The sequence below is a fragment of the Lysinibacillus sp. NPDC047702 genome (assembly GCF_050272555.1).
Classification (GTDB): domain Bacteria; phylum Bacillota; class Bacilli; order Bacillales_A; family Planococcaceae; genus Lysinibacillus.
Map to the genome: position 1 here is coordinate 1 of NZ_JBNNMG010000066.1, position 23,992 is coordinate 23,992.

The window sequence follows — 23,992 nt, forward strand, 5'->3', positions numbered from 1 at the left end:
GTCACACCCGTTCCCATACCGAACACGGAAGTTAAGCTCTTTAGCGCCGATGGTAGTTGGGGGCTTCCCCCTGTGAGAGTAGGACATTGCTAGGCGCAAAAAGTCGCTGCTGACAAACTCAGTAGTGGCTTTTTTTATGTCCAAAAACAAAAAGAATAAGAGACATTTCACCAGCATAACCATAGAGCCCTGGTTGAAATGTCTCTTTTTGTCTTCATTCAGCAAATGTTTTTTGTATCGAAAGCATAGCGGCAGATACAGAAGACTCCCACCTATAGAGACTAACTTGACCCACAACACACCCTAATTATGGAAGTAAGTACGTATAATACTTCGGTATGGTATGGAGCTGATAAATCCTTTCCATATCACCTTCACCCTGGGTCACGATCTCCCTTGCGTCCTAAAAAGCCACCTAATTTCGCCAAATAAAGTTTTATTCGTTGGGGGCGTGGATGGTGGAATAGATGTCCGATTTGAAATGCAATAAAGAACGCGCCACTCCTCTTCCTCTAAAAATATCGTGCAGGATGCCTCGGATGCTGTCTAGCCAAATACATCATGCCCAGGATGCGCAAGGATATAAAAGAGCTGTCCACCGTAGTACATGGCAAGGTGACTAGATTATTTTAAACAGTTGCTGTTCGTAATTCTACACGTCGAATCTTACCAGAAGTAGTTTTAGGTAATTCATCTATAAAGACAATGCTCCGAGGGTATTTATAAGGCGCTGTTAATGCCTTAACGTGCTCCTGCAGCTCTTTTGTTAATTCCTCTTCATCATGGTTTTTAAAGGATTCTCGTAAAATAATAAAGGCTTTCACGATATGCCCTCGAATTTCATCTGGTGCTGCTACAACGGCACATTCTTGTACAGCTTCATGTTTATTCAAAGCATCTTCTACTTCAAATGGTCCAATTGTATAGCCTGATGAGATGATGATGTCATCTCCGCGACCTTCAAACCAGAAATAACCATCTTCGTCACATTTGGCTTGGTCACCAGTAATATACCAATCGCCACGGAAGGCAGCTTGTGTACGTTCAGGCTCACGATAATATTCTTTAAATAAAGCAGGAGATGACTTATGAACAGCGATATCCCCAACTTCCCCAACAGATGCTTCATTACCTTCATTGTCTACAATACGTACAATATTACCAGGAGTTGGGACACCCATTGAACCAGGACGTAACTCAGTATTTTCTAGTGTGCCGATTAATAGTGTATTTTCCGTTTGACCATAGCCATCTCGGACTTTAAGACCAAAATGATTCATAAATGCTTCGATAACCGGTCGATTTAATGGTTCTCCAGCAGAGACTGCACTTCGCAATGATGATAGATTGTACTCTTTTAAATTATCAATTTTCGCCAGTATACGATATTCAGTTGGTGTACAGCATAATACATTTACCTTTTCATCTTGAAGTAGTTGAAGATATGTTTTTGCGTCGAATCCGCCATGATAAACAAATGCAGTTGCACCTAGCATTATAGTGGATAAAAACGGACTCCAGATCCATTTTTGCCAACCTGGTGCTGCGGTAGCCCATACTAAGTCACCTTCACGCACACAAAGCCATTGTGAAGCTGCTGTGCGAATATGTGCATATCCCCAGCCGTGAGAATGAACAACTCCCTTTGGTTTACCAGTTGTACCAGAAGTATAAGAAAGGAAAGCCATGTCATCACGTTTTGTAGGAACTGCAGTAAAAGTATCGGGCTGCGTGCTAGCTAACTCATCTAACGAAGTCCAATTACCGGTAGCAGTTCCGATAACCAATTTATTATTTAAAGCCTCTACAGTAGAAGAAATATGATCTACTTCACCCGTGAATGCCTCGTAAGCAATCACTGCACTTGCAGAGGAGTGCTCCATACGATATTCTAAATCACTTGCACGCAACATCTCAGAGCAAGATATAGGCACGATACCAGCCTTTAGACAGCCAAGGAAGACAAAGTATGCCTCAGGTAGTCGTGGAGTAATGACTAATACGCGATCGCCTTTTTGAAGCCCCCTCTTCGTAAAAGCATTTGCGTACTGGTTCATTTTTTGAACAAGCTCTAAATAGGAAATAGTTCGGCGCTCCTGTTGAGTATTTAACCATCTTATTGCTTGACGTTCACTATCTTGAGAAAATTTCTCTAATTCCTCAGTAATGTTATAAAATTCTGGTGCAATTAAATCGTTTGTAACCATTTGAACATTCCTCCCCATAAATAATAGAAAATTCATAAAACTATTTTTATTTTATCAATTACAATAATATACAGCAAGAATATTAAGTACGCAAAATAGAAATATTAGATTTTATAGAGAACTATTATGATTTTTAATGGTTCCTACTAACCCATTCGACAAAATATATGAAAATTTTTATAAAAAGTGTTGCATAATTTATAATGCTTGCTATAATAATAAATGTGCTTAAGAATTTTTAGAAAATTTAATTGAATATCATTGTTCCGAAGTAGCTCAGTTGGTAGTAGCACCTGACTGTTAATCAGGTTGTCGCAGGTTCGAGTCCTGCCTTCGGAGCCATTTTTTTGCCCATTTTTAGGATGCATTTATACATAGCTAAAAAATATAAAAAAGTATTGCATTAAGGAAGAAATAATGGTAATATAAATCTTGTCCTGTTTGGAACATTAATAAAATGGCCCCTTGGTCAAGTGGTTAAGACACCGCCCTTTCACGGCGGTAACACGGGTTCGAATCCCGTAGGGGTCACCATTTTAAAGTTTTGTAGTAATGCAAAGGCTTAAAAAGAAAATAAACTGTTAAGAAATAAACACCTGTTTTTATGGAGGATTAGCTCAGCTGGGAGAGCATCTGCCTTACAAGCAGAGGGTCGGCGGTTCGAGCCCGTCATCCTCCACCATATAGTGTTATTTCGGAGGGGTAGCGAAGTGGCTAAACGCGGCGGACTGTAAATCCGCTCCTTAGGGTTCGGCGGTTCGAATCCGTCCCCCTCCACCAGTTTTATAAATGATTGGGGTATAGCCAAGCGGTAAGGCAACGGATTTTGATTCCGTCATGCCTAGGTTCGAATCCTAGTACCCCAGCCATTCATTTCTTAATTTGAGCCATTAGCTCAGTTGGTAGAGCATCTGACTTTTAATCAGAGGGTCGAAGGTTCGAGTCCTTCATGGCTCACTTTTTTTAGTATAAAATATTTAAAAAGTGTTACATTAACTACAGATACTAATCTCTTGCTGAAAACAGTAGGAGATTTTTTTATGTTTGAAAATATTGCATAAATATTCAAAAAAATGTTAGGTTGAGCCAAGGCGGATACAGGCTTTACAATAGTCTTACAACTAGAAAGGGGTATGAAAAGATGAATAAACTTAATATATCTATTATTGGAGTACCAACTGATTACGGGCAAGCACGTAGAGGCGTAGACATGGGACCTAGTGCGATCCGTTATGCGGGAGTTGTGGAACGCTTAGAGGCAATTGGACATAAGGTACAAGATCTAGGGGATATCCATGTTAGTCAAACACTTAAAAGTGCTGTTGTAGATGAGAAACTACTTAATTTAGAGGAAGTTATTGATGTTAGTACAGCTTTAGCAAATAATGTACATGAAGCATTAGAGCAGAAAAAGTTTCCGTTAGTATTTGGTGGGGACCACAGTATTGCTATTGGTACACTTGCTGGTCTTGGAGAGCATTACAAAAACCTGGGTGTTATTTGGTATGATGCACATGCTGATTTAAATACACCTGAGACAACACCTTCTGGCAATATACATGGTATGCCTTTAGCTGTAAGCATTGGACTTGGTCATGATCGCTTAGTCAGAATTCGCGACTTTGCGCCAAAAATTAAACCTGAGAATGTTATCATTATTGGTGCGCGATCTGTAGATCCTGGAGAACGCGATCTTATTCGTCAACAAGGAATTAAGGTGTACACAATGCATGAAATTGATCGTCTTGGTATGACGCGTGTTATGGAAGATGCTCTTACCTATTTAAAAGAAAGAAATGTTGATGGCTTGCACTTATCGCTTGATTTAGATGGTCTGGATCCACTTTATACGCCAGGAGTAGGGACACCTGTTCCAGGGGGAATTACGTATCGTGAAAGTCATTTAGCTATGGAAATGCTACAAGAATCAGGTATGTTAACATCCGCTGAATTTGTTGAGGTTAATCCGATTTTAGATGAAAAGAATACAACAGCTAATGTTGCTGTTGCATTAATGGGTTCTCTATTCGGAGAAACACTAGTTTAAAGAAAATTAACAAATAATTGCCTTTCACCACAATGAACAAAATCTTTTGCTATAATTAAAAATAAATTGAAACTTTTCTTATCAGAACCTCGTATAGTATAAGACAGTTGTAAAGGTGGAGAAGTCAACACAATGGATGCGTTAGTAAATAAGAGAATAAAACAAGTGCTTAAAGGCGATCAAAACGCATTTGCCGATATTGTGAGTCTCTATCAGCACAAACTGTACCAAGTATGCTATAGGATGTTAGGAAATAAACAAGAATCTGAGGATATTGCTCAAGAAGCATTTGTTCGTGCCTACATGAATTTGCATACTTTTGATCAGAAACGAAAATTTTCGACGTGGCTTTATCGCATAGCGACGAACCTTTGCATAGATCGTATTCGGAAAAAAAAGCCAGATTATTATTTAGATGCTGAAGTAGCTGGTACAGAAGGGCTTGATATGTATTCACAAATTGCAGCAGATGACCAGCTACCAGAGGAACAAATAGAGAAAATGGAGCTACAGGATCGCATTCAATATGAAATTGGACGTTTGCCAGATAAATATCGTTCAGTTATAGTATTGAAATATATTGAAGAGTTATCGTTGCAAGAAATTAGCGAGATTTTAGATATGCCTCTTGGAACGGTGAAAACGAGAATTCACCGCGGACGTGAAGCATTACGTAAGCAATTAAACAATCTGTAGGAGGGGGAGCGTCATGAATACTTGTCCAGAGCATATTATAGATTATATGCACGATTATTTAGACGGTGACATTAGTCGTGAGCATGAGCAAGAGTTAAAACAACATTTGCATTCATGTAGTGATTGTAAACAATTGATGCAAGAATTGAGTGAAACAATCGCCTTTGTGAAGAGTGCTTCCCATATTACAGCACCTCCGCATTTTGAAGAATCCGTGATGGCTCGTTTACCGAAACCCAAAAGTCGTGTAGGCATGCAAAAATGGATTCGCCGGCATCCATTTTTTGTGGCAGCAGCAGTATTTTGCTTATTCATGAGTGCAACTTTAATTGGTAACTTTATGGATGATCAACATTTCTCAGTGACCAAACAGCCAAACTTAGTTGTTAATGGTCAGACAGTCATTGTACCTGAGGGAGAAGTGGTGAAAGGTGATATTGTTGTTAAAAATGGTGATTTAATTGTTGAGGGTGAAGTTGATGGCAATGTCACTGTTATTAACGGGCAGTATATGGCTTCTTCAGCAGTTGTATCAGGTAAAATAGAGGAAATTGACGAAGCATTCGAATGGTTATGGTATACAATCAAAAACTCAGTAAAAACCGCTTTGACATTTGAGGAGAAAGAAGAAACTAAATAACACTCTATACGTCCTAAAAGATAGTGCACGTGAGAGGCTGAAAGGTCTACTCTTATGAGTAGACTTTTCATTTGAAAAAAGTTACATTTGATAAGAATGTGCTATACTTAAATGTGTATGGATTCGCAATGAAAAGTGGGGGATGCCACGTGCAAATTATCGAACATTTCGCTGATTTAACACCTGTGAATATTGTTATTAACTTCTTAGATGTACTGCTTGTTTGGTACGTTGTTTATAAAATTTTAACCCTCATTAAAGGTACGAAGGCTGTCCAGTTATTAAAAGGGATTTTCGTAATTATTATTGCGCGCATCATTACGGACTTTTTAGGGTTAGAAACGTTGGGCTGGATGCTCAATCAAGTCATCGAGTTTGGTTTCTTAGCGATCATTATTATATTCCAACCCGAAATCAGACGTGGTCTTGAACAAATTGGTCGAGGTAAGCTATTCCAACGCTCTACTAGCCAGGTTGAGGATGAACAAACAAGGCTTATCGAGGCCATGAAGAAATCTGTTAGTTATATGGCTAAACGTCGTATAGGGGCGCTAATTTCTATTGAAAAGGAAACTGGTTTAAATGAATATATTGAGACAGGCATAGGTCTTAATGCTGAAATCTCTTCTGAATTACTTATTAACATTTTCATACCTAATACACCACTTCATGATGGAGCCGTGATTATGCAGAAGGATAAAGTAACTGCAGCAGCTTGTTACTTACCACTCTCTGAAAGCCCGTTTATTTCAAAGGAGCTTGGGACACGCCATCGTGCTGCACTTGGTCTAAGTGAAGTGACAGATGCGATAACAATTGTTGTATCAGAAGAAACTGGTGCTATTAGTATTACACTAAATGGCAATCTACACCGAAATCTTTCTCTAGAGGAATTTGAAACACTGTTACGTAACATGTGGTTTGGAACAGCTCAAGAATCAAGTGCAGCCTCTAAGTTGACTTGGAGGGGGAAAAAGAATGGATAAAATGATGGATAGCCCTTGGGTGTTACGAATCATCGCATTATTTCTTGCCTGTTTGTTATTTTTCTCTGTTCGTACGGAGCTTACTTCTTCAAATAAAACAACCTCCAATGAGCAAACAGATGTAATTCGCGATGTCCCAGTCGATGTTTTTTATGATAATGAGAACCTTATTGTAACGGGTTTGCCGAAAACTGTGGATGTGACAATAAAAGGCCCGATGCAACTTGTTATACAGGCAAAGGCAGCAAAAGACTTCTCAGTATTTGTGGATTTAAGTAATTTGCTAATAGGAAAGCATAATGTTAGACTGCAATATGAAAATATTTCTAATAAATTACAAGTTACTTTAGACCCAGCAATGGTAAATATAAATATTGAAGAAAAGGTCACACAGGAATTTCGAGTTGACCCTGAGATGAATCATCGTTTAATTGAAGAAGGCTATATATTAAAAGGGATGACTGCAAAGCCAGCAACAGTATATGTAACAGGTGCGAAAAGTGCAATTGAGAGCATTAGTTATGTCAAAGCTACTGTATCAGGCGAGCAAGGTTTAAAGGAACCATTCTCCCAAGTAGCAGCTGTTAAAGTGTTAGACCGAGATTTAAATAAATTAGACGTGACAATAGAACCAGAGGCTGTAAAAGTAAAAGTTGATATAGCAGAGTATAGTAGGGAACTACCTGTTGTAATGAAGGAAATTGGAAAAGCGCCAGATGAAGTGACCATTAATGAATTAACACTTAATCAAAAAATGGTGAAGGTGTATGGTAGAAAATCCATTATAGACAGTTTAACTGAAATTCCTGTGGAAGTGGATTTGTCAAAAATTACAGAATCTAAAACATATGAATATGATGTAAAATTACCAGAGGGCGTGACGAAAATATCTGACTCAAAAATTAAAATAAAGGCAGATATTACAAAGGTTGAGCAGGAGAAAACAACACCGACAACGACTACTCCTCCGCCTCCTTCAGAGGAACCAAATACCACTCCTTCTGATGAAAATACTCCTACTGAGAAAACAGAAGATATTGATTCTTAAACAATAACTGACTATAATTTTATTTTGATTCAGTAGAGATTCATTCTCTATCGGTAGAGTATTCTTTCTCGAATATGAAAAAACACTAACGATAATAGATACTCAAGCTAAATCGAAATACTCTATGTTTATTATTTGAAATTGAGTGACTTGTTCTAATTCAGATACTATGCATAGAAATTTAATTAATAGTTACCAGTGAATGAACAAAAATTGACTTTTCCAAAAGTAAGCAGATGGGTGATCTTTTTGTCAGCATAGACGAGCTGATCACTGGCATGCATTGAAGGAGAGAATAATCAAAATGGGTAAATATTTTGGAACAGATGGCGTCCGTGGTGTCGCGAATAGTGAGTTAACACCTGAATTTGCATTTAAACTTGGCCGAGTAGGGGGCTATATTTTAACAAAGGATGCAACAGACCGTCCCAAGGTTTTAATTGGTCGTGACACACGTATCTCAGGTGAAATGCTAGAAGGAGCACTTGTGGCTGGCCTTTTATCAATCGGTGTAGAGGTGATGCGTCTTGGAGTTATTTCAACACCAGGTGTGGCTTACCTAACTAGAATTCTGAGTGCAAACGCAGGCGTCATGATTTCAGCTTCACATAACCCAGTTGCAGATAATGGCATTAAATTTTTCGGTCCAGATGGTTTTAAGCTGACAGATGCGCAAGAGAATGAAATCGAAGCATTGCTTGATGCATTAGAAGATACATTGCCGCGTCCAATAGGGGCAGATTTAGGCTCGGTAAGTGACTACTTCGAAGGTGGACAAAAATATATTCAATACTTAAAACAAACAGTAGATGAAGAGTTTGATGGCATCCATGTAGCACTAGACTGTGCACATGGTGCTACATCTTCCCTAGCTACACATTTATTTGCGGATCTGGAAGCGGATATTTCGACAATGGGTGCTTCGCCAACAGGCCTAAATATTAATGATGGTGTAGGGTCTACACATCCGGAAGGATTAGCTAAATTTGTTACTGAAAAAGATGCAGATGTGGGTCTAGCATTCGATGGCGATGGTGATCGTCTAATTGCAGTTGACGAAAATGGCAAAATCGTTGATGGTGATCAAATTATGTTCATTATCGGTAAGCATTTAAATGCGGTTGGACGCCTAAAAAAACAAACAATCGTATCAACAGTGATGAGCAATATGGGCTTCTACAAAGCTGTAGAAAGCAATGGTATAAAAAGTGTTCAGACAGCAGTTGGTGATCGATATGTTGTAGAAGAAATGCGCGCTCACGAATATAACTTAGGCGGCGAGCAATCAGGTCATATCGTTTTCCTTGACTATAATACGACGGGCGACGGCTTACTAACAGGTATTCAGTTAGTGAATATTATGAAAGCGACAGGAAAAAAACTTTCTGAGTTAGCATCTGAAATGAAAATTTACCCACAGCGTTTAGTAAATGTTCGTGTAACTGATAAGCATGCTGTTACAGAGAATGCTAAGGTTGCAGCAGTTATTGCTGAGGTTGAAGCGGAAATGGCAGGCAACGGTCGTGTGTTAGTCCGTCCTTCTGGCACAGAGCCACTTGTACGCGTAATGGTGGAAGCTGCAACAGAGACAGACTGTACACGTTATGTGGAGCGCATTGCTGATGTTGTCCGCGCTGAAATGGGTCTATCAGAATAATAAATAGTCAAACTCGATTTCCTTTAATAGGGAGTCGAGTTTTTTTTATGATGAACAGATGTAACAATGTAGAATGTTTGAAAGTAATGGGATTGATGAGGTGAAAGCCACTGAATTTGATGGACTGTTTATTCCTGGTGGATTTTCTCCAGATATATTACGTGCAGACGATCGTGTGGTTGCCTTTGTAAAGGAATTTATGGATGGTATGAAGCCGACCTTTGCCATTTGTCATGGACCTCAGTTACTAATTACGGCTAAAACTTTAAATGGTCGCGATCAACTGGCTATAAATCGATTCGTGTAGACTTAGAAAATGCAGGTGCCAAGTTCCATGATGCGGAGGTATTTGTGTGCCAAAAGCAATTAGTCACAAGCCTCACACCAGATGGCTTGCCAGCATTTAATCGGGAAATTGTGAAATTACTTGAAAGTAAAGAACGATAAAAATAGAGAGATAAAATATCAATCCATCCTCTATCAAGAGCCTTGTATCCACCACCACCTAATATAAACCCCGCTAAACCGCAAATACATAAGGCAGAAACGTACCATAGAATAAGCCAATTACCCATAATCCGATTTGTCACGAGTTTCGTAATATTACTGGAAAATCTCATTTAAATCAGCAGCTTGCTCTGACTAACTGGTAAATAACTGAATGGGCATTTTTCGTGGATATTCTTTAATAATTGTCTCATTATTGTCAATATAGAGGGGTGAATGTAGGTATTTTTTATAACGATAATTTGACGGATAGCATATGATTGAGTATGATGGAGAAGTTGAAGATAAGGTCCGACCTTATCCTTTAACGAACGCAGAAGGAGGAACGAGAGCGTAAAATCGGAAAACAATTATAGCGCCTGAGCTGAGGAAATTGGACGGAGAAATCTTCAGCAGACGAGGTGGAGGTTTATCGAAAATTCGGCGGATGCCTCCCAATCGACATACCCGATTGTCATTTTTCATTTTGAAAGCATTCGAGTGATTGAATGTACAGAAAATGGAGAAGGTATAGTTAAAGCAAAGATAAATAGAGAAACTTCACGTATCGATTAACTACTTTTCAGTCGGCTGAGTAAGTAGTAGTAAGGTGCATGTAGTTGTATGCTTTTTTTCTAAGAAGAAAAGCACTACTTTTACATTCACAAAAATTCGATAGGCTGAGGTCTGATTTGTCATTGCGTTAAATTGATGATATCGGAGGAAATAAATTTTATGTGTGGAATTGTAGGTTATATTGGTGAATCAGATGCAAAGGAAATCCTATTAAAAGGTTTAGAGAAATTAGAATACCGCGGCTATGACTCAGCAGGTATTGCTGTTCGTAATGAAGCAGGTGTAACGATTTTTAAAGAAAAAGGACGTATTGCTGACTTACGTGAGGCAGTGGACGAAGAAATTGCAGCGAAAATTGGAATTGGTCATACACGTTGGGCAACGCATGGTGTGCCAAATCGTTTAAATGCTCACCCTCATCAAAGTGCATCAGGACGTTTTACACTTGTGCATAATGGGGTTATTGAAAACTATCATCTATTACAAAAAACGTATTTAAAAGGCATTCCAATGAAATCTGATACAGATACAGAGGTTATTGTGCAATTAGTAGAGTTATTTGTGAAAGAAGGTCTTACCACAGCAGACGCTTTCCGTAAAACTTTATCTCTATTACATGGTTCATATGCACTTGCACTTTTAGATGCAGAAGCGGCAGATACAATCTTTGTAGCAAAAAATAAATCACCACTTCTAGTTGGAATTGGTGAAGGCTTCAATGTTGTTGCTTCGGATGCAATGGCTATGCTACAAGTAACAGATCAATATGTTGAGCTTCACGACAAAGAGGTAGTTATTGTACACAAGGCTAGTGTGGAAATTACAAAATTAGATGGTTCTGTAGTAGAACGTGCACCATATACTGCGGAGCTTGATATGAGCGACATTGAAAAAGGTACTTATCCTCACTATATGCTAAAAGAAATGGATGAGCAGCCAACTGTTATTCGTAAAATTATTCAAGCTTACGAAGGTGAAAATGGCGAATTAACAATCGACGTGGAGATTTTAGAAGCATTAAGAGCAGCAGATCGTTTATATATTATTGCGGCGGGCACAAGCTATCATGCAGGTCTCATCGGTAAACAATATTTCGAAAAAATGGCGGGTATCCCAGTAGAAGTTCATATTTCTAGTGAATTTGGCTACAATATGCCTCTATTATCTGAGAGACCATTGTTTATCTTTATTACACAATCAGGTGAAACAGCAGACAGCCGTCAAGTGCTTGTGAAAATTAAAGAGCTTGGCTATCCAACGTTAACGATTACAAATGTACCTGGCTCTACACTATCACGTGAAGCAGATCATACATTGTTATTACATGCAGGTCCAGAAATTGCGGTAGCCTCAACAAAAGCGTATGTAGCGCAAGTAGCTGTTCTTGCTTTAGCAGCCTATGTAACAGCTAAGGCAAACGGCAAAGGCTTAGAATTCGATTTAAAACAGGAGCTTGCAATTGCCGCAAACGGTATCCAAACAATAATCGATTCTAAAGAAGTTTTAGAAGATATCGCAGAAGACTATTTAAAAATTGCTCGCAACGCATTCTTCATAGGTCGTAACATCGATTTCTATATAAGTCTCGAAGGTGCTCTAAAGCTAAAGGAAATTTCATACATTCAGGCAGAAGGTTTCGCTGGTGGAGAACTTAAGCACGGAACAATTGCCTTAATCGAAGAGGGAACACCAGTATTCGCCCTTATGACTCAAGAAGCTGTAGCATTAAATATTCGTGGTAATGTGAAAGAAGTAGCTGCACGTGGCGCATATCCATGCATTATCGCGATGGCTGGCGTTGATGAAGATGGTGATCGCTTAGTAATTCCACATGTCCACGAATTACTAACACCACTTGTTTCCGTAGTGCCATTACAGTTAATTAGCTACTATGCTGCACTACACCGCCGTTGCGATGTCGATAAACCACGTAACTTAGCTAAATCGGTGACTGTGGAGTAAGGTTGTTTGTTTCAAGGAATTGTGATGTAGTTTTGAAATAAAGTCGTACCGTTTATAAAAAAGATGTACCGTTTAAAATAAAGTTATACTGTTTGGAAAAAAGTTGCACCGTTTTACCCCTTTAGATTATAGTTGTCTAAAGGGGTGTTTTTATGTCCAAAAGAGCAAGAACATCGCAAGTTGAGAAGTGGATTAAAGAAGGCCGTGGCATGGGAGTTGGTGCGGATTATAAACTGTGGTTAAATATTCAAGATGTGTCTTCAAAAGGTCGGTCTACTCGTTTAAAAGGTATTAAAACAAATAGACAGCATGAATTTCTATCAGATTTGGAACGAAACTATTTTTATTTAACTGAATATTCGGATTTTGTTGTAGATATTCGAGAACAATTTCCTTTATTGCCGTTGGAAGAAACAATTGTCATTGCAGATGAATTAGGTCTTAAACATCCTACAGACCCTAAAACCAATGAGCTAGTTGGATGACAACGGATTTTTTATTAACAGTAGATAAAGGTGAAGGGTTTATAGAACTTGCTCGGACCATAAAAATGAAGGACGAGCTATTAAAGGAGCGAGTTATTGAAAAGTTTGAAATCGAGCGAGTTTATTGGGAGAGACGGCAAATTGATTGGGGTATCGTAACAGAGCTAGAGATTCCCAAGGAAATGGCAAGGAATATTAGCTATATTCATGATTACTACGATATTCAACAATATGATGCTTTTCAAAATATAAGCTATCAGCACACTGAAGATTTAGCAATGGAATTATTGCAGAGAATATTGAGTGGAAACAAAAGTATTCGAGAAATAGCAACTATGTTTGATAAAGAAACACATATGCCTTTAGGAAGTGGAATGACGTTATTTTATTACTTGCTTGCTCAAAAAATAATCCGAGTAGATATCTTAGAGCCACTTAATGTAGAGCAGCCTATTCTTATCCAGTCAATTAATGAAAGCAAGTTGAAGAAGGTGAAATATAGATGATTTATATTAACCAAGTACTTCAATCTGTAAAAGATTCAACCGGTATTCGTATTATTGAAATTGAGGAATCTTATGTGTATATCGTCAATATTGATGCTAATACATCCATGCCTAAAAAAGAACTCTTTTCATCGTTAGTAACGGATATAGAACAAAAAGAATGGCTTATTATCGCAGATCCTTTTGCGCGTGTTGTAGCGGAAGAAGATTTGACTGAAGTACAAATTCAAAAGCGAGATAAAGACTGGGAAATCATTCAAATGTATTGTCTAGAACATATGAACAGTTTGCTTCAGAAGAATGGTAGAGAAACAAAAGTTAAAGAGATAGCTGAAGAATTGAATGTTACACCAACGAAGGTCAAAAAATTACTTAGTCGCTATTGGCAACGTGGGATGAACAAAAATGCTATGTTACCCGATTACTCAAATTCAGGTGGTCGTGGAAAAACGAAAAAGCTCACTAATGATAAAATTGGTCGCCCACGTAGAGTAACTGTAAATGGTGAATATCGAAGTGGCATTAACATAACAGATGAGATTAAAACACAATTTGAACATGCCATTAATAAATACTACCGCAAAACTAATAATTATTCGGTAAAAGATGTGTACCATTTTGTTTTGCGAGATTTTTATTCAAATCGCTACAAAGAAAACGGAGAGTTTCATTATCGTATTTGGGAATCAAACCGTATTCCGTCCTATCATCAATTTTATTATTGGTTCAAAAAGCTTGAAGATCCTAAGAAGGATATAGAATTCCGTAAAAGTGCTAAGCAATATGAGTTAAAGCATCGTCCTATTTTAAGCAATTCCAAAATTGAAACGAATGGACCTGGCATACGTTTTCAAATTGATGCAACAATTGCAGATATTTATTTAGTTAGCTCTTTTGATGTAAATCGAGTTATTGGTAGACCTGTTGTTTATGCAATTATTGATGTATATTCACGCATTGTTACAGGGATTTATGTAGGATTAGAAGGTCCATCATGGCTAGGTGCGATGATGGCTTTAGATAATATGGTTGCCGATAAAGTTGAATTTTGTAAGCAATACGATATTGATATTACAGAAGAGCAATGGCTGACTTATCATTTGCCAGAAATCATTATTGCAGACCGAGGGGAATTTGAAGGTTATGCTGTAGCCGGTCTTATTAATAATTTAAATATCAAAATTGAAAACACAACGGCATATCGAGGAGATTTAAAAGGTATTGTTGAGCGTAAATTCCGTACGATTAATGGAAAAGTAAAACAAAAAGCACCAGGCGCTATTCAAAAAGAACATCGAGAGCGTGGCGATAGAGACTATAGGCTAGACGCTACGCTGAATTTAAAAGAGTTTACAGCATTAATCATTACGATGCTGCTGCACCATAACCATAAAATCATTGATAAGTATCCAATGGAAAAAGAGATGATTACAGATAGGGTTGTGCCAACGCCAATTAATTTGTGGAACTGGGGAATTCAAAATCGTAAGGGGCGTCTTCGTACAGTAGACAGAGATATTTTACGTTTAAATGTGTTGCTACGTGGTAGAGCAACTATTTCACGAGCAGGAATCAAGTTTAAAAATTTATTATATGGCTCAAAGCGCGCTATCGAGGAACAGTGGTATGCAAAGTTGAAGAATAAAAGCATCGATATTGTGTATGATCCACGTCATTTAGACAAAATTTATATTCCAAATGATAATGGGATGGATTATGAAACATGCATTTTATTAGAGCCGAGCCAGCAATACAAATTGGACTTTTTAGAGGATATTGTTTTTCAGCAACAACTACGAAATGAATTAGAGGAAGAAGAACGCTCTAAGCAAGTGCAACTAACAATTAATACAGATACAATGATGGATCAAATTATTAAAGCAGCAGAGCAAAAGAAGAAAAAGGCGCTACATCAACCAACAAGTAAAAAAGAAAAGCTAGCAGCAATTAGAGACAACAAAGCGATTGAAAAACAAGCCAATCGTGAAGAAGAAAAATTTGATTTATCGCCTATTGTAGCTGAGCAACCTACCGAAATAATAGATTTTACATCGAGAACTAAACTAGAAGAACAGCCAGAAAAGAAATCATCTTCACGTCTTATGGGAAAATTGAAGAGAAAGCGAGATGTGGAATTTGGAAAAGATGAATAATGTCGTCTTAAAGGGTGATATGGAAGAAGCTAATTATAAGCCACAAATGCTTACTGAATATGCCCAAAATCCTTTTATTGAAGCCCTCCCGCCAATCTTTGATGAGGATGATGTATTGGACCGTTTTATGGTCACACCACGTATTAGCGAGCAAGATAAGCAGAGTGAAACGAATATTCGTTACCATGTGCTAAAGCGTGTGAAAAACTTTATTCAGCCATTGCCAATTCATTTTGAAGTAGAGCGCCGTTTATCAACGTTAATTCGTCGAGGTTATTTAGCTAGGAATCCTTTAGACAAAACCTTTTTTGAAAGAATTCGAGTGCTACATGAATTGCGTGAAGATAAAGAACAGACTCATAAGTATATCGATGAACGTTTAAATCATATTCGTTCCACAGCAGATAGCTTATCGATTATTGGAATCTCAGGCATCGGCAAAACAACCGCAATTGAACGACTGTTATTGATGTACCCTCAAATAATAAAACATGAAATATACGAGCAACAGCCGTTTAATCGCACGCAAATTGTTTGGTTAAAGATTGATTGTCCATATGATGGTAGTTTGTCTACGCTATGCAAAAGTTTTTTCAAAGCAATTGATGATTTATTAGGCACGCGCTATTTAGAAAAGTTCGGTTATTTAAATCGTGTTACATCAACAATGCTTTTGCACATGACTTCATTAGCGAGTATGTATGGTATTGGTGTACTTGTTATCGATGAGATTCAGCATTTGCTACATGCTAAGAATGACCAAGAGGAAATGTTAAATTTTTTTGTGACACTGTCAAATACTGTTGGCATTCCAACAGTTTTAATTGGTACGTCCAAAGCGCAGCAGTTATTTAAGGGGAACTTTAGACAAGCTCGCCGTGCAGCGAGTGATGGCGCAATTATTTGGGATCGCATGGCTGAAGATAGTGAGGAATGGGAATTCTTTTTAGAAACATTATGGGAATTACAATGCCTTAAAACATGTTCAGAGCTTACAGAAGACGTTAAAAGGACCTTCTACGAAGAATGTCAGGGAATCACATCTGTAGCTGTAAATCTCTTTATACTGGCTCAAGAAAGAGCTTTGTTTGATGAAAACAATGAAGATGAAATTATTACGGTAAAAGTGCTGAAGCAAACTGCAAAGAAGGATATGAAAATTATTCAGCCGATGTTAAATGCGATTCGTAACAATGACTTTGCCGCTATGTATAAGTATGAGGATATTATGATTAATTTGGATGAACTGATGATGAATCATAAGAGGAATATGCAGTATGAAGGTAAAGTGAAAGCTGCGATGAAGGAACGGCAGAATACATTGGCTTACAAGCAACAAGAAATGATAGAAAGTTTGAGTGTTGAGGTAGTTGCGATGGGGATTTTTAGTAACATAAGTATTAAGGAAGTTCAAGCTATAACGAGAAAAATAATAGAGGGATATCCTATTGGAACAGATTATAGTGTTTATAAATTATCAGTTGTCGAAGAATTATTAAAGGTTAGTAAAATTAATCAATCTAATAATATTGAAGTGAATGAACGGATATTACTGTTATTAAAAATTCGTAAAAATGCTATAAATCAAAAGCTACATCCGTATGAGCTATTAAAAAAGAAAGGATACATTAAAAATTATATTTAAAGGAGCAAATTAGATGGAATCTACTTTTAGAGAGACACTTACAGATATGGGGATTTATATTAAGAGAACGATTAATAGTTATTTAGATATAGATATATACGGATATGAAAAAAATACTTATTATCAAGAGTTTAGATTATATGAACATCAAGAAATGGATTTTGAAGAGTTTAGTATATTAGATAGAATTTCCTTTGGAACATACGGTTTTATAGATGAAAATGAATATAATTACGGGTGGATATGTACTCAGGTAGAAACAGCCCAATTTTCTATAGAGTCTGTTAATGTAGATTCTTTTAAAAAAGAAGTTACATTTGTATATTTAATAACTGGTGAACCTGGATATTTATATAATTTAGCTTTGGATTATACTTTCTATGTAGAGCTTCATGTAGAAGGTTGTAAAGAAGGCTTGCACTTTTGGGAACAGTCCTTGTATTTAAGTTATCTAATGTATAAAAATAATAATTTTCTAGGGAGTTTTATGCATCTTTTTATTGCTTTTGAAGGGCTTTTAAGATGTCTAACTGAAGATACTAAAACACAGGATTTAAATAAAATTTATAAAAAACATACTTTGAATAATTTATCTTCAAAATTAAAGGAGTACAAAAAGATAAGAAATAAAGTTATGCATGGAAATGAAAGTGCTATAGCAAACTTAACAGATAACGATTTGGAAATACTATTAGAGGAAATTGCATTTTTATATCGATAATTTTATTTAGGGTTGGGTGACTGGATAGATAGTTAAATTATCATTCTTTTTTTACTTTGGAAACCTTAAGTGCCAAATTAATAAAGAATCAACGCATTAGCAATTATTATTTAGTCTAATACGTTGATTGAAGTTAGTTTAGTAAAAGTAAGTTTCTGATTTTTATGAATTTTTCTTATTTATAGGGAAAGCAATAATTGAAAGAATTAAACTTATAGAGGTACCCAGAACAGTATAAAAATAAGCTATTTCTGTTGATTTTTCGTCGATATTCTTAGCTTCGGCAGAAAAATAAATTGCAGCGAAAATAATAATAATAATTGCTGTAAGTTTGATTGTTTTTGTAGAAAATAAAATTTTTAATTTTAGTTGTTTAGATTGTTTTTTATCTTGTTCATCAATATTTTCATTAGAAGTTTTTGGTTTTATAAAATTGTTTATTTCGATTGTTAATTTTAGTATCTCAATTAATTCATCATCATTAAATGCTTCATCATCATTTTTAGTCAAATAGTTGAAATATATTTTCAAACTTAGATTTAACCATTCTATAAATTCCTCTTTTTTTTCAAATATATTATTAGCTTTGCCTAGGAATAATTTTCTACACTCAGTTAATAATTTTTGGTTAAACTCTACTTTTTTTATAAAATGAACAGAATTGTAATTAATCTCATTGTTTTTAAATTCTCGTCCTATAAGGTTGAGTAAGTCATAAAAAATTAGAGTTTTGAAGCTAAATAGATTTTTTTCAATATCAATATCAGGGAACTCATTATTTACTATGTAAAAGTATATATATAGTTTTGCTTCAGGCTTTGTTATTTTTTTTAATGGATCTGAGGAATCTACTAATACTAATAATATTATTGATATAACATATAAGAATAGACTAAGCATTCCAAGGTAATTGGTTCTATGCGTATCCATGAATATCCAAATTGTACTTGTAAACAACGTTATAATCAGTATTATTGTTGAGATAGACATTATTATTAAAGAAATTAATTTCCATTTAGTACGGGTACTAATTTTTTTTAGGTAATCTTCATTAGATGCGATATTGTCATACATTTTAGTGTACTTGGATAACTTCAAACCAATCAACTCCCTATTTTTTGTATATAATTATTGGATCTATGTCAAGATACCGGACACATAAAAGTTAAGTTTTGTTTTGTGGCAACCACCATTTATGGAGTGTTCCACATCCCGTGTAGCCAGTCAAAGTGAAAAGAGCCTTTGACAGACTACACGGAATGTAGAGCGAGAAATCCATGGAGGTTGCGCCCAAAATAGGAAGGGGTAGATTGCTTGAATCCCACTGTTTTATGCCGTAGTTCGACATATTCTTTCGCATTCTTCGGGCGTTAGAAAGCCTATGGCACCATGAATGCGTTTGCGATTATACCAACCTTCAATATATTTAAATAGCGCGACTCTAGCTGTTTCATAATTTTCATAGCGCGTTCGATAGACTTCTTCTTTTTTCAATGTCGCATGAAAAGATTCGATACAGGCGTTATCGTATGGGCAACCTTTACGGCTGAACGACGGAATCATTTCGTGTTTTTTTAGTTTTTTTTGAAATGTTTCACTCGTATATTGCGTACCTAAATCGGTATGGATAATCAATCCTGGTGCTGGATTTTGTGCTTGTACAGCGTGATCCAATGCCTCAACGACCAAATCTACGGTCATTTTTCGTCCAAATTTATACCCTACAATTTTCTTCGAATGTAAATCAAGAACCGACGCCAAGTAGCACCATCCATCGTGGATCGTATGGATATACGTAATATCAGCTACCCATTTTTCATTAATCGTTGTTGTTTGGAAATCTTGTTCGAGTACGTTTTCACGTTCTTCCACGGGCTTTTGTGTTGGCGTCGGACGGTACTTTTTTGTGATGTTCGAGCGAATACCAGCTTTTTTCATAAGTCGCTGTACACGTTTAATACTAACTTTCACGCCTTCCTTGAGTAACTGTGCATGGATTTTTGGTGCACCATATCGTCCATCACTTTCTTTATGAATGGCACAAATACGCACCGTAATTGTTTGATTTTCAACTTCATAGACACTAGGTTTCTTGTGGAAAGACTGGTAATACGTACTTTTGGGTATCTTTAAAACGCGACACATTAGTTGAATAGGATAATGTTCGCTTTCGTTTTCAATATGGTCAATGAGTTCTTGTTCTGTTACTTTTTCGCGAATATGGTCATAGCCTTTTTTAAGATTTCAATCTCCTGCTTTAATCGAAGATTTTCTTTTTGGATCGAAGAAACTTCTGCTGCAGTTAATTCTTCTACACCTTCAATTGGGGAGTGTAACTTAATCCATTTATAAATAGTTACTTCAGAGACACCATATTCGCTAGACAGTTGACTGACCGATGTACCAGAGTGATAAAGCTCTACTACAGTTTGTTTAAATTCTTGATTGTATCGTTTTTGATCATAAAAAAGACACGTCCTCTCTTGGTTATAATGATACTAACTTAACCAGAGTGTGTCCATGGCTCTATTCTACATTCATATTTCGACAAATCTTTTTTGTATCCTCTATACACAATTATGAAATTCTGAATAATAAAATATATTTTCATGGGAGTGATAAAATGTTACCTTTCTTTACAAATCCATATCCAGATGAGTTGTTATATTCGGCCATTGCACGTTACCATTTTTATAGTGGGAATCTTGATTGTAAAGATACGTTGGAAGAGTTGTTTGGCAGTCGTTCTGTGATACCGAGTGTGGAGATTGGTAGCTATTTTTCTGTTTTAGCAGAAAGGCTAGGACCACAATATTCTGTTGAATCGCTTTTAGCTAATCATACAATTTATCCATACTATGCTTCATTTTTATCGAAAGAACGTCAGCAAGAGATTTTACAGGATGTGTTACTGGATGGACAGGCATTATATACGAGGCTAGGCATTGTAGCAGGCGGTATTTGTCGAAAGGATGGTTTATATTATTGTGCTGAATGTGCGAAGTCAGATAATGTACAATACGGCGAACCATATATTCATAGAGAGCATCAGCTTCAAGGTATTAATTATTGTCCTCATCATGAAATTCTATTACGCCAATATCCGATAAAAAGTGATAGTCGGATACAGTATATTAGCTTTGAAATGAAGCACATGAATTTAACGACTATTTATGATGCTGATCCATATAAAGAAATAGCGGTTGCCATAGCAAAACAAGCTTATCAGCTGCTGCAACTAACTTTACACGAACTTTCGAGAGAAGTTGTAAGTTCAAAATATAGAGGCTTATTAAGAGAGAGAAATTTAATAACGGCATCGAACCGTGTGCGTCAAAAAGAGCTGTATCAAGCGGTACAGTCACATTTTCCAAAGTTTTTTTTACAGCTATATGAAAGCGAATTAAACGAAGCGGACGAATACAATTGGTTGAAGGTGTTATTGCGTAACTCTAAACGTCATGTACATCCGTTACGGCATTTGTTTTTCCTACATTTTTTGCAGCAAGATATAAATAGCTTTAAAACTTCTTCAACAGATCAAGGAGCGTTTGGTGCTGATCCACTTCCTTGTTTAAATAAGGCTGCATCACATTATAAGCAGTTCATCATTCAGGATGTAAACGTAACAAGGGACTTTAAAACGAAAAATATGATTGGTACATTTACATGTTCATGTGGGTTTATTTATGTAAGAAAACATACGACACCTATTTTAAAAATAGGACGGATAAAAGCTTTTGGAGTGGTTTGGCTGCAGAAATTAAATGAACTGGCCATTGAGAAATTAAGCATCCGAGCTATGGCAAGAGAATTAGGCGTAGATTCGAAAACAATTAAAAGGTATTTAAATGGAAATGTAGAATTAAAACAGTATGAGGATTCTGGAGCAGTTGAAGTTAAATTAGCGCAATACAAGCAGGAATTATTAGATGGAATGAAACTTTTCTCCCACCTTTCACAAACAAAGTTGAGAGAAAAGTTTAAAAAGCAGTATATCTATTTGTATCGCAATGATAAGAGTTGGTTAGAAGAAAATTTACCACCAAAACAACATAAACAAAAGCCCACGAAATCTGTTGATTGGCTTAAAAGAGATCAACAATATGCAAAGCAAATAAAAGCATTATATCACCAGCTATTAAAAGAAAAAAAGTCTGTACGAATTACGACTTCGATAATAGGGAAGCGTCTAGGTAACTTAGCGAATATAGAGCGCCATTTAGATAAACTTCCACAAACAAGTAAGTTATTACAGGAAATTACGGAATCTGTTCAGGATTTTCAATTACGTCGTTGCTATAAAATCATCGATGAATTACTAGAAAATAACGAGCCAATTCTCTTATGGCAAGTGCAACGAGTTGCGGCAATTAAATCAAATCATTTTCATGAAATAAAACCTATATTAGAAAGTTATATAGCGATGAAACGGGACGTGACGAAAGATGAGCGAACAACAAGTTAAACTACAACATTGGCCTTTTAACAAAGGAGAGCAAGCCCAATTAATTTGGATAAGCTCTCCTTTTTGGTATGAGAAAAAAATAATGATTCATGTTTATTTTAGGTCAAAGGGCAAAACTGAAAAAATTTTAGCAGATTGGGGTACGCTCCCAGCTTTAGCAATTCAGCATTATTACGTAGATGGGGATATCAGAAAAAGTATCCCACCACAAGGCAACGATGAAATAGAGATTATAATCTACCCTAATAATGTTTCTATTTATGAGCGCGATTGGCAAGTGCAAGGGACGAATGATCAAGATATATCAAGAAGCTTTATCGTTAAGCAAGGTAATCAGAGCTATATCTTGCCTTTAATTGAAGTAGTTCGCAGTATCTTAGCGCCAAATCGATTTTTACTTTACCGACTTCTTGAAACCAATTCGTTTCCGCAGTATTTTATTGAAAATTATCACCCTAATAAAATTCATTTGGATTTTTCATCACTCTATAACATTAAATATACAAATACGGTTTTCTTATATCAGCTCGTGTGGCTACTTACAAATCGTGATTTAAGGAATGTGTTTGAAAATATTGCTCATACGTTTAATCAAAAACATGATTTGAAGTTTGAATGGTCTTTTTCCCAACCGATTACGATTAGAGCCATTGTGAAAGCTAATGCTAATGGCGTTACAGTACTGCGAGTAATGAATGTAAAAAACAAACATATTCTATACAACGATATTACATATTACCATCCTGATACTGCTCAAACTACTAAATCAAATGAGGCAAAGAAGTATACTTTACAAACTAAAAAAATTTTAAATGGCCAGCAAGATGAAATGATTTTGAATGAAGAAATTGAAGGTACAACAGATGATTTTGATGTTATTGAAATGGACAACCAGGTTCATGAATATACGACAGTACCTAAAGTAACTAAAATTCCAAGGAAAACGAATAAAAAACGTGATTTCGAGGATGAAAATACGAAGAAACGATTTATTAATAGCAACAGTAACCGATCTACAGCCGATGTAGGAGGCAATCAAGTTACTAGGGGTCTAGAGCAACAGGCATTGATGGATATTCAAATTGACGGTGAGCTAGGCGAATTTATAAAGGTTATGCGAGTGCTACAAGATTTTCCGGATGTGCAGTCTATTAATATTATTCAAGGAAGTCTGAAGGAGTTTTCTGATACGAAGCGTTTTGTTTATTTGAGTGATGGTGTGATGGAGAGGAAATATGTGTGTGCTGAAATTGTGTTATATCCAAATACAATAGTAAATGTTATTGAAGTTGAGAGAGAAGATAGGGCTCTGTCGACTTTTATTTGTTTTTTAAAGGATCAAAAAAATAAAAGTTATTACTTTCGACAAATTTTAAATGAGTTAATTGATAATAATGGGACTTGGAATAAAGGACAACTATTTTTAAACAATATAAATTTTTTAACATTGAGGCATGGTAAGAGAAATATCGAACATCGAGCAAATAAAATATTTCGCAAGATATTTACATGAGAATTTAAGAAGAAGTATTTTTAGTTTAGTGTAGTTGGGGAATAACTGTTATTTCAGAGATAAAATTTAAATAGAGATTTTTTTATATAATTTTATTTTGTTAGTATAGGTAGTGATTTAAGAGCACATAATAATATGATACAAAAGAATTTGACTGTAATCATGTTTATCGATAAGATTGATTTATCGATAAACA

Annotated in this window: 14 protein-coding genes, 6 tRNA genes, 1 rRNA gene and 3 pseudogenes; 21 read left to right on the forward strand and 3 right to left on the reverse strand. The window is 36.2% G+C overall.

The features are described from left to right. Positions 1-95: ribosomal RNA gene (rrf, locus tag ACQKIM_RS22780) — 5S ribosomal RNA — on the forward strand; the annotation flags it as partial. Between the two features lie 534 nt (positions 96-629). On the opposite strand, the gene mbcS is transcribed toward rrf, so the two are convergent. Beyond that, positions 630-2,207, reverse strand: coding sequence for an acyl-CoA synthetase MbcS (mbcS, locus tag ACQKIM_RS22785; RefSeq protein ID WP_427548390.1), 1,578 nt, complete (start codon positions 2,205-2,207; stop codon positions 630-632). A gap of 265 nt (positions 2,208-2,472) precedes the next feature. On the opposite strand from mbcS, the gene ACQKIM_RS22790 reads away from it, so the two are divergent. The 18 genes and pseudogenes from ACQKIM_RS22790 (at position 2,473) to ACQKIM_RS22875 (ending at position 17,815) form a co-directional block, all read left to right on the forward strand. Beyond that, a tRNA-Asn gene (locus ACQKIM_RS22790) sits at positions 2,473-2,549 on the forward strand. Between the two features lie 117 nt (positions 2,550-2,666). Then, positions 2,667-2,741, forward strand: a tRNA-Glu gene (locus ACQKIM_RS22795). A 72-nt stretch (positions 2,742-2,813) separates the two neighbouring features. Then, positions 2,814-2,889 (forward strand) — tRNA-Val (locus ACQKIM_RS22800). A gap of 14 nt (positions 2,890-2,903) precedes the next feature. Beyond that, positions 2,904-2,987 (forward strand) — tRNA-Tyr (locus tag ACQKIM_RS22805). A 14-nt stretch (positions 2,988-3,001) separates the two neighbouring features. Then, positions 3,002-3,076, forward strand: a tRNA-Gln gene (locus tag ACQKIM_RS22810). 15 nt (positions 3,077-3,091) lie between these two features. Continuing rightward, positions 3,092-3,164: transfer RNA gene (locus tag ACQKIM_RS22815), tRNA-Lys, on the forward strand. A gap of 184 nt (positions 3,165-3,348) precedes the next feature. After that, positions 3,349-4,254, forward strand: coding sequence for an arginase (gene rocF, locus ACQKIM_RS22820; RefSeq protein ID WP_427548392.1), 906 nt, complete (start codon positions 3,349-3,351; stop codon positions 4,252-4,254). A gap of 132 nt (positions 4,255-4,386) precedes the next feature. Next, positions 4,387-4,950, forward strand: a complete 564-nt coding sequence (gene sigW, locus ACQKIM_RS22825) for an RNA polymerase sigma factor SigW (protein WP_427548393.1) — start codon at positions 4,387-4,389, stop codon at positions 4,948-4,950. Positions 4,951-4,963: 13 nt separating this feature from the next. Continuing rightward, the gene (locus ACQKIM_RS22830; protein ID WP_427548394.1) at positions 4,964-5,590 is read left to right on the forward strand and encodes a zf-HC2 domain-containing protein; all 627 of its coding nucleotides are present in this window, start codon (positions 4,964-4,966) and stop codon (positions 5,588-5,590) included. Between the two features lie 149 nt (positions 5,591-5,739). Next, a complete protein-coding gene (gene cdaA, locus ACQKIM_RS22835) occupies positions 5,740-6,576 on the forward strand; it encodes a diadenylate cyclase CdaA (protein ID WP_427548396.1) in 837 nt (278 codons plus the stop codon). Next, the gene (locus ACQKIM_RS22840; RefSeq protein ID WP_427548398.1) at positions 6,569-7,624 is read left to right on the forward strand and encodes a CdaR family protein; all 1,056 of its coding nucleotides are present in this window, start codon (positions 6,569-6,571) and stop codon (positions 7,622-7,624) included. Before cdaA ends, ACQKIM_RS22840 begins: the two co-directional genes overlap by 8 nt. 304 nt (positions 7,625-7,928) lie before the next feature. Then, the gene (gene glmM, locus ACQKIM_RS22845; protein WP_427548400.1) at positions 7,929-9,281 is read left to right on the forward strand and encodes a phosphoglucosamine mutase; all 1,353 of its coding nucleotides are present in this window, start codon (positions 7,929-7,931) and stop codon (positions 9,279-9,281) included. Positions 9,282-9,369: 88 nt separating this feature from the next. Beyond that, positions 9,370-9,728, forward strand: a pseudogene (locus ACQKIM_RS22850) (DJ-1/PfpI family protein); the annotation flags it as partial. Between the two features lie 774 nt (positions 9,729-10,502). After that, on the forward strand, positions 10,503-12,305 hold the full coding sequence (glmS, locus tag ACQKIM_RS22855; RefSeq protein WP_427548402.1) for a glutamine--fructose-6-phosphate transaminase (isomerizing): 1,803 nt from the start codon (positions 10,503-10,505) through the stop codon (positions 12,303-12,305). A 152-nt stretch (positions 12,306-12,457) separates the two neighbouring features. Next, positions 12,458-13,296 (forward strand): annotated as a pseudogene (locus tag ACQKIM_RS22860) (TnsA endonuclease N-terminal domain-containing protein). Beyond that, a complete protein-coding gene (locus tag ACQKIM_RS22865; RefSeq protein WP_427548404.1) occupies positions 13,293-15,449 on the forward strand; it encodes a Mu transposase C-terminal domain-containing protein in 2,157 nt (718 codons plus the stop codon). Before ACQKIM_RS22860 ends, ACQKIM_RS22865 begins: the two are co-directional and overlap by 4 nt. After that, on the forward strand, positions 15,424-17,094 hold the full coding sequence (locus tag ACQKIM_RS22870; RefSeq protein WP_427548406.1) for an ATP-binding protein: 1,671 nt from the start codon (positions 15,424-15,426) through the stop codon (positions 17,092-17,094). Before ACQKIM_RS22865 ends, ACQKIM_RS22870 begins: the two co-directional genes overlap by 26 nt. 13 nt (positions 17,095-17,107) lie before the next feature. After that, the gene (locus ACQKIM_RS22875; RefSeq protein WP_427548407.1) at positions 17,108-17,815 is read left to right on the forward strand and encodes a hypothetical protein; all 708 of its coding nucleotides are present in this window, start codon (positions 17,108-17,110) and stop codon (positions 17,813-17,815) included. Between the two features lie 162 nt (positions 17,816-17,977). Here the strand turns inward: ACQKIM_RS22875 and ACQKIM_RS22880 are convergent, their stop codons facing one another. Then, positions 17,978-18,913 carry a hypothetical protein gene (locus ACQKIM_RS22880; protein WP_427548409.1) on the reverse strand — a complete coding sequence of 312 codons (936 nt, stop codon included), beginning with the start codon at positions 18,911-18,913 and terminating at the stop codon, positions 17,978-17,980. 231 nt (positions 18,914-19,144) lie between these two features. Continuing rightward, positions 19,145-20,271, reverse strand: a pseudogene (locus ACQKIM_RS22885) (IS3 family transposase); the annotation flags it as partial. Between the two features lie 167 nt (positions 20,272-20,438). Here ACQKIM_RS22885 and ACQKIM_RS22890 point away from each other — a divergent pair. Further along, entirely contained in the window at positions 20,439-22,283 is a 1,845-nt protein-coding gene (locus ACQKIM_RS22890) for a TnsD family Tn7-like transposition protein (RefSeq protein ID WP_427548411.1), read from the forward strand. After that, complete coding sequence (locus tag ACQKIM_RS22895; protein ID WP_427548413.1) at positions 22,264-23,796, forward strand: Tn7-like element transposition protein TnsE; 1,533 nt, start codon at positions 22,264-22,266, stop codon at positions 23,794-23,796. Before ACQKIM_RS22890 ends, ACQKIM_RS22895 begins: the two co-directional genes overlap by 20 nt. The last annotated feature ends 196 nt before the right edge of the window (positions 23,797-23,992 follow it).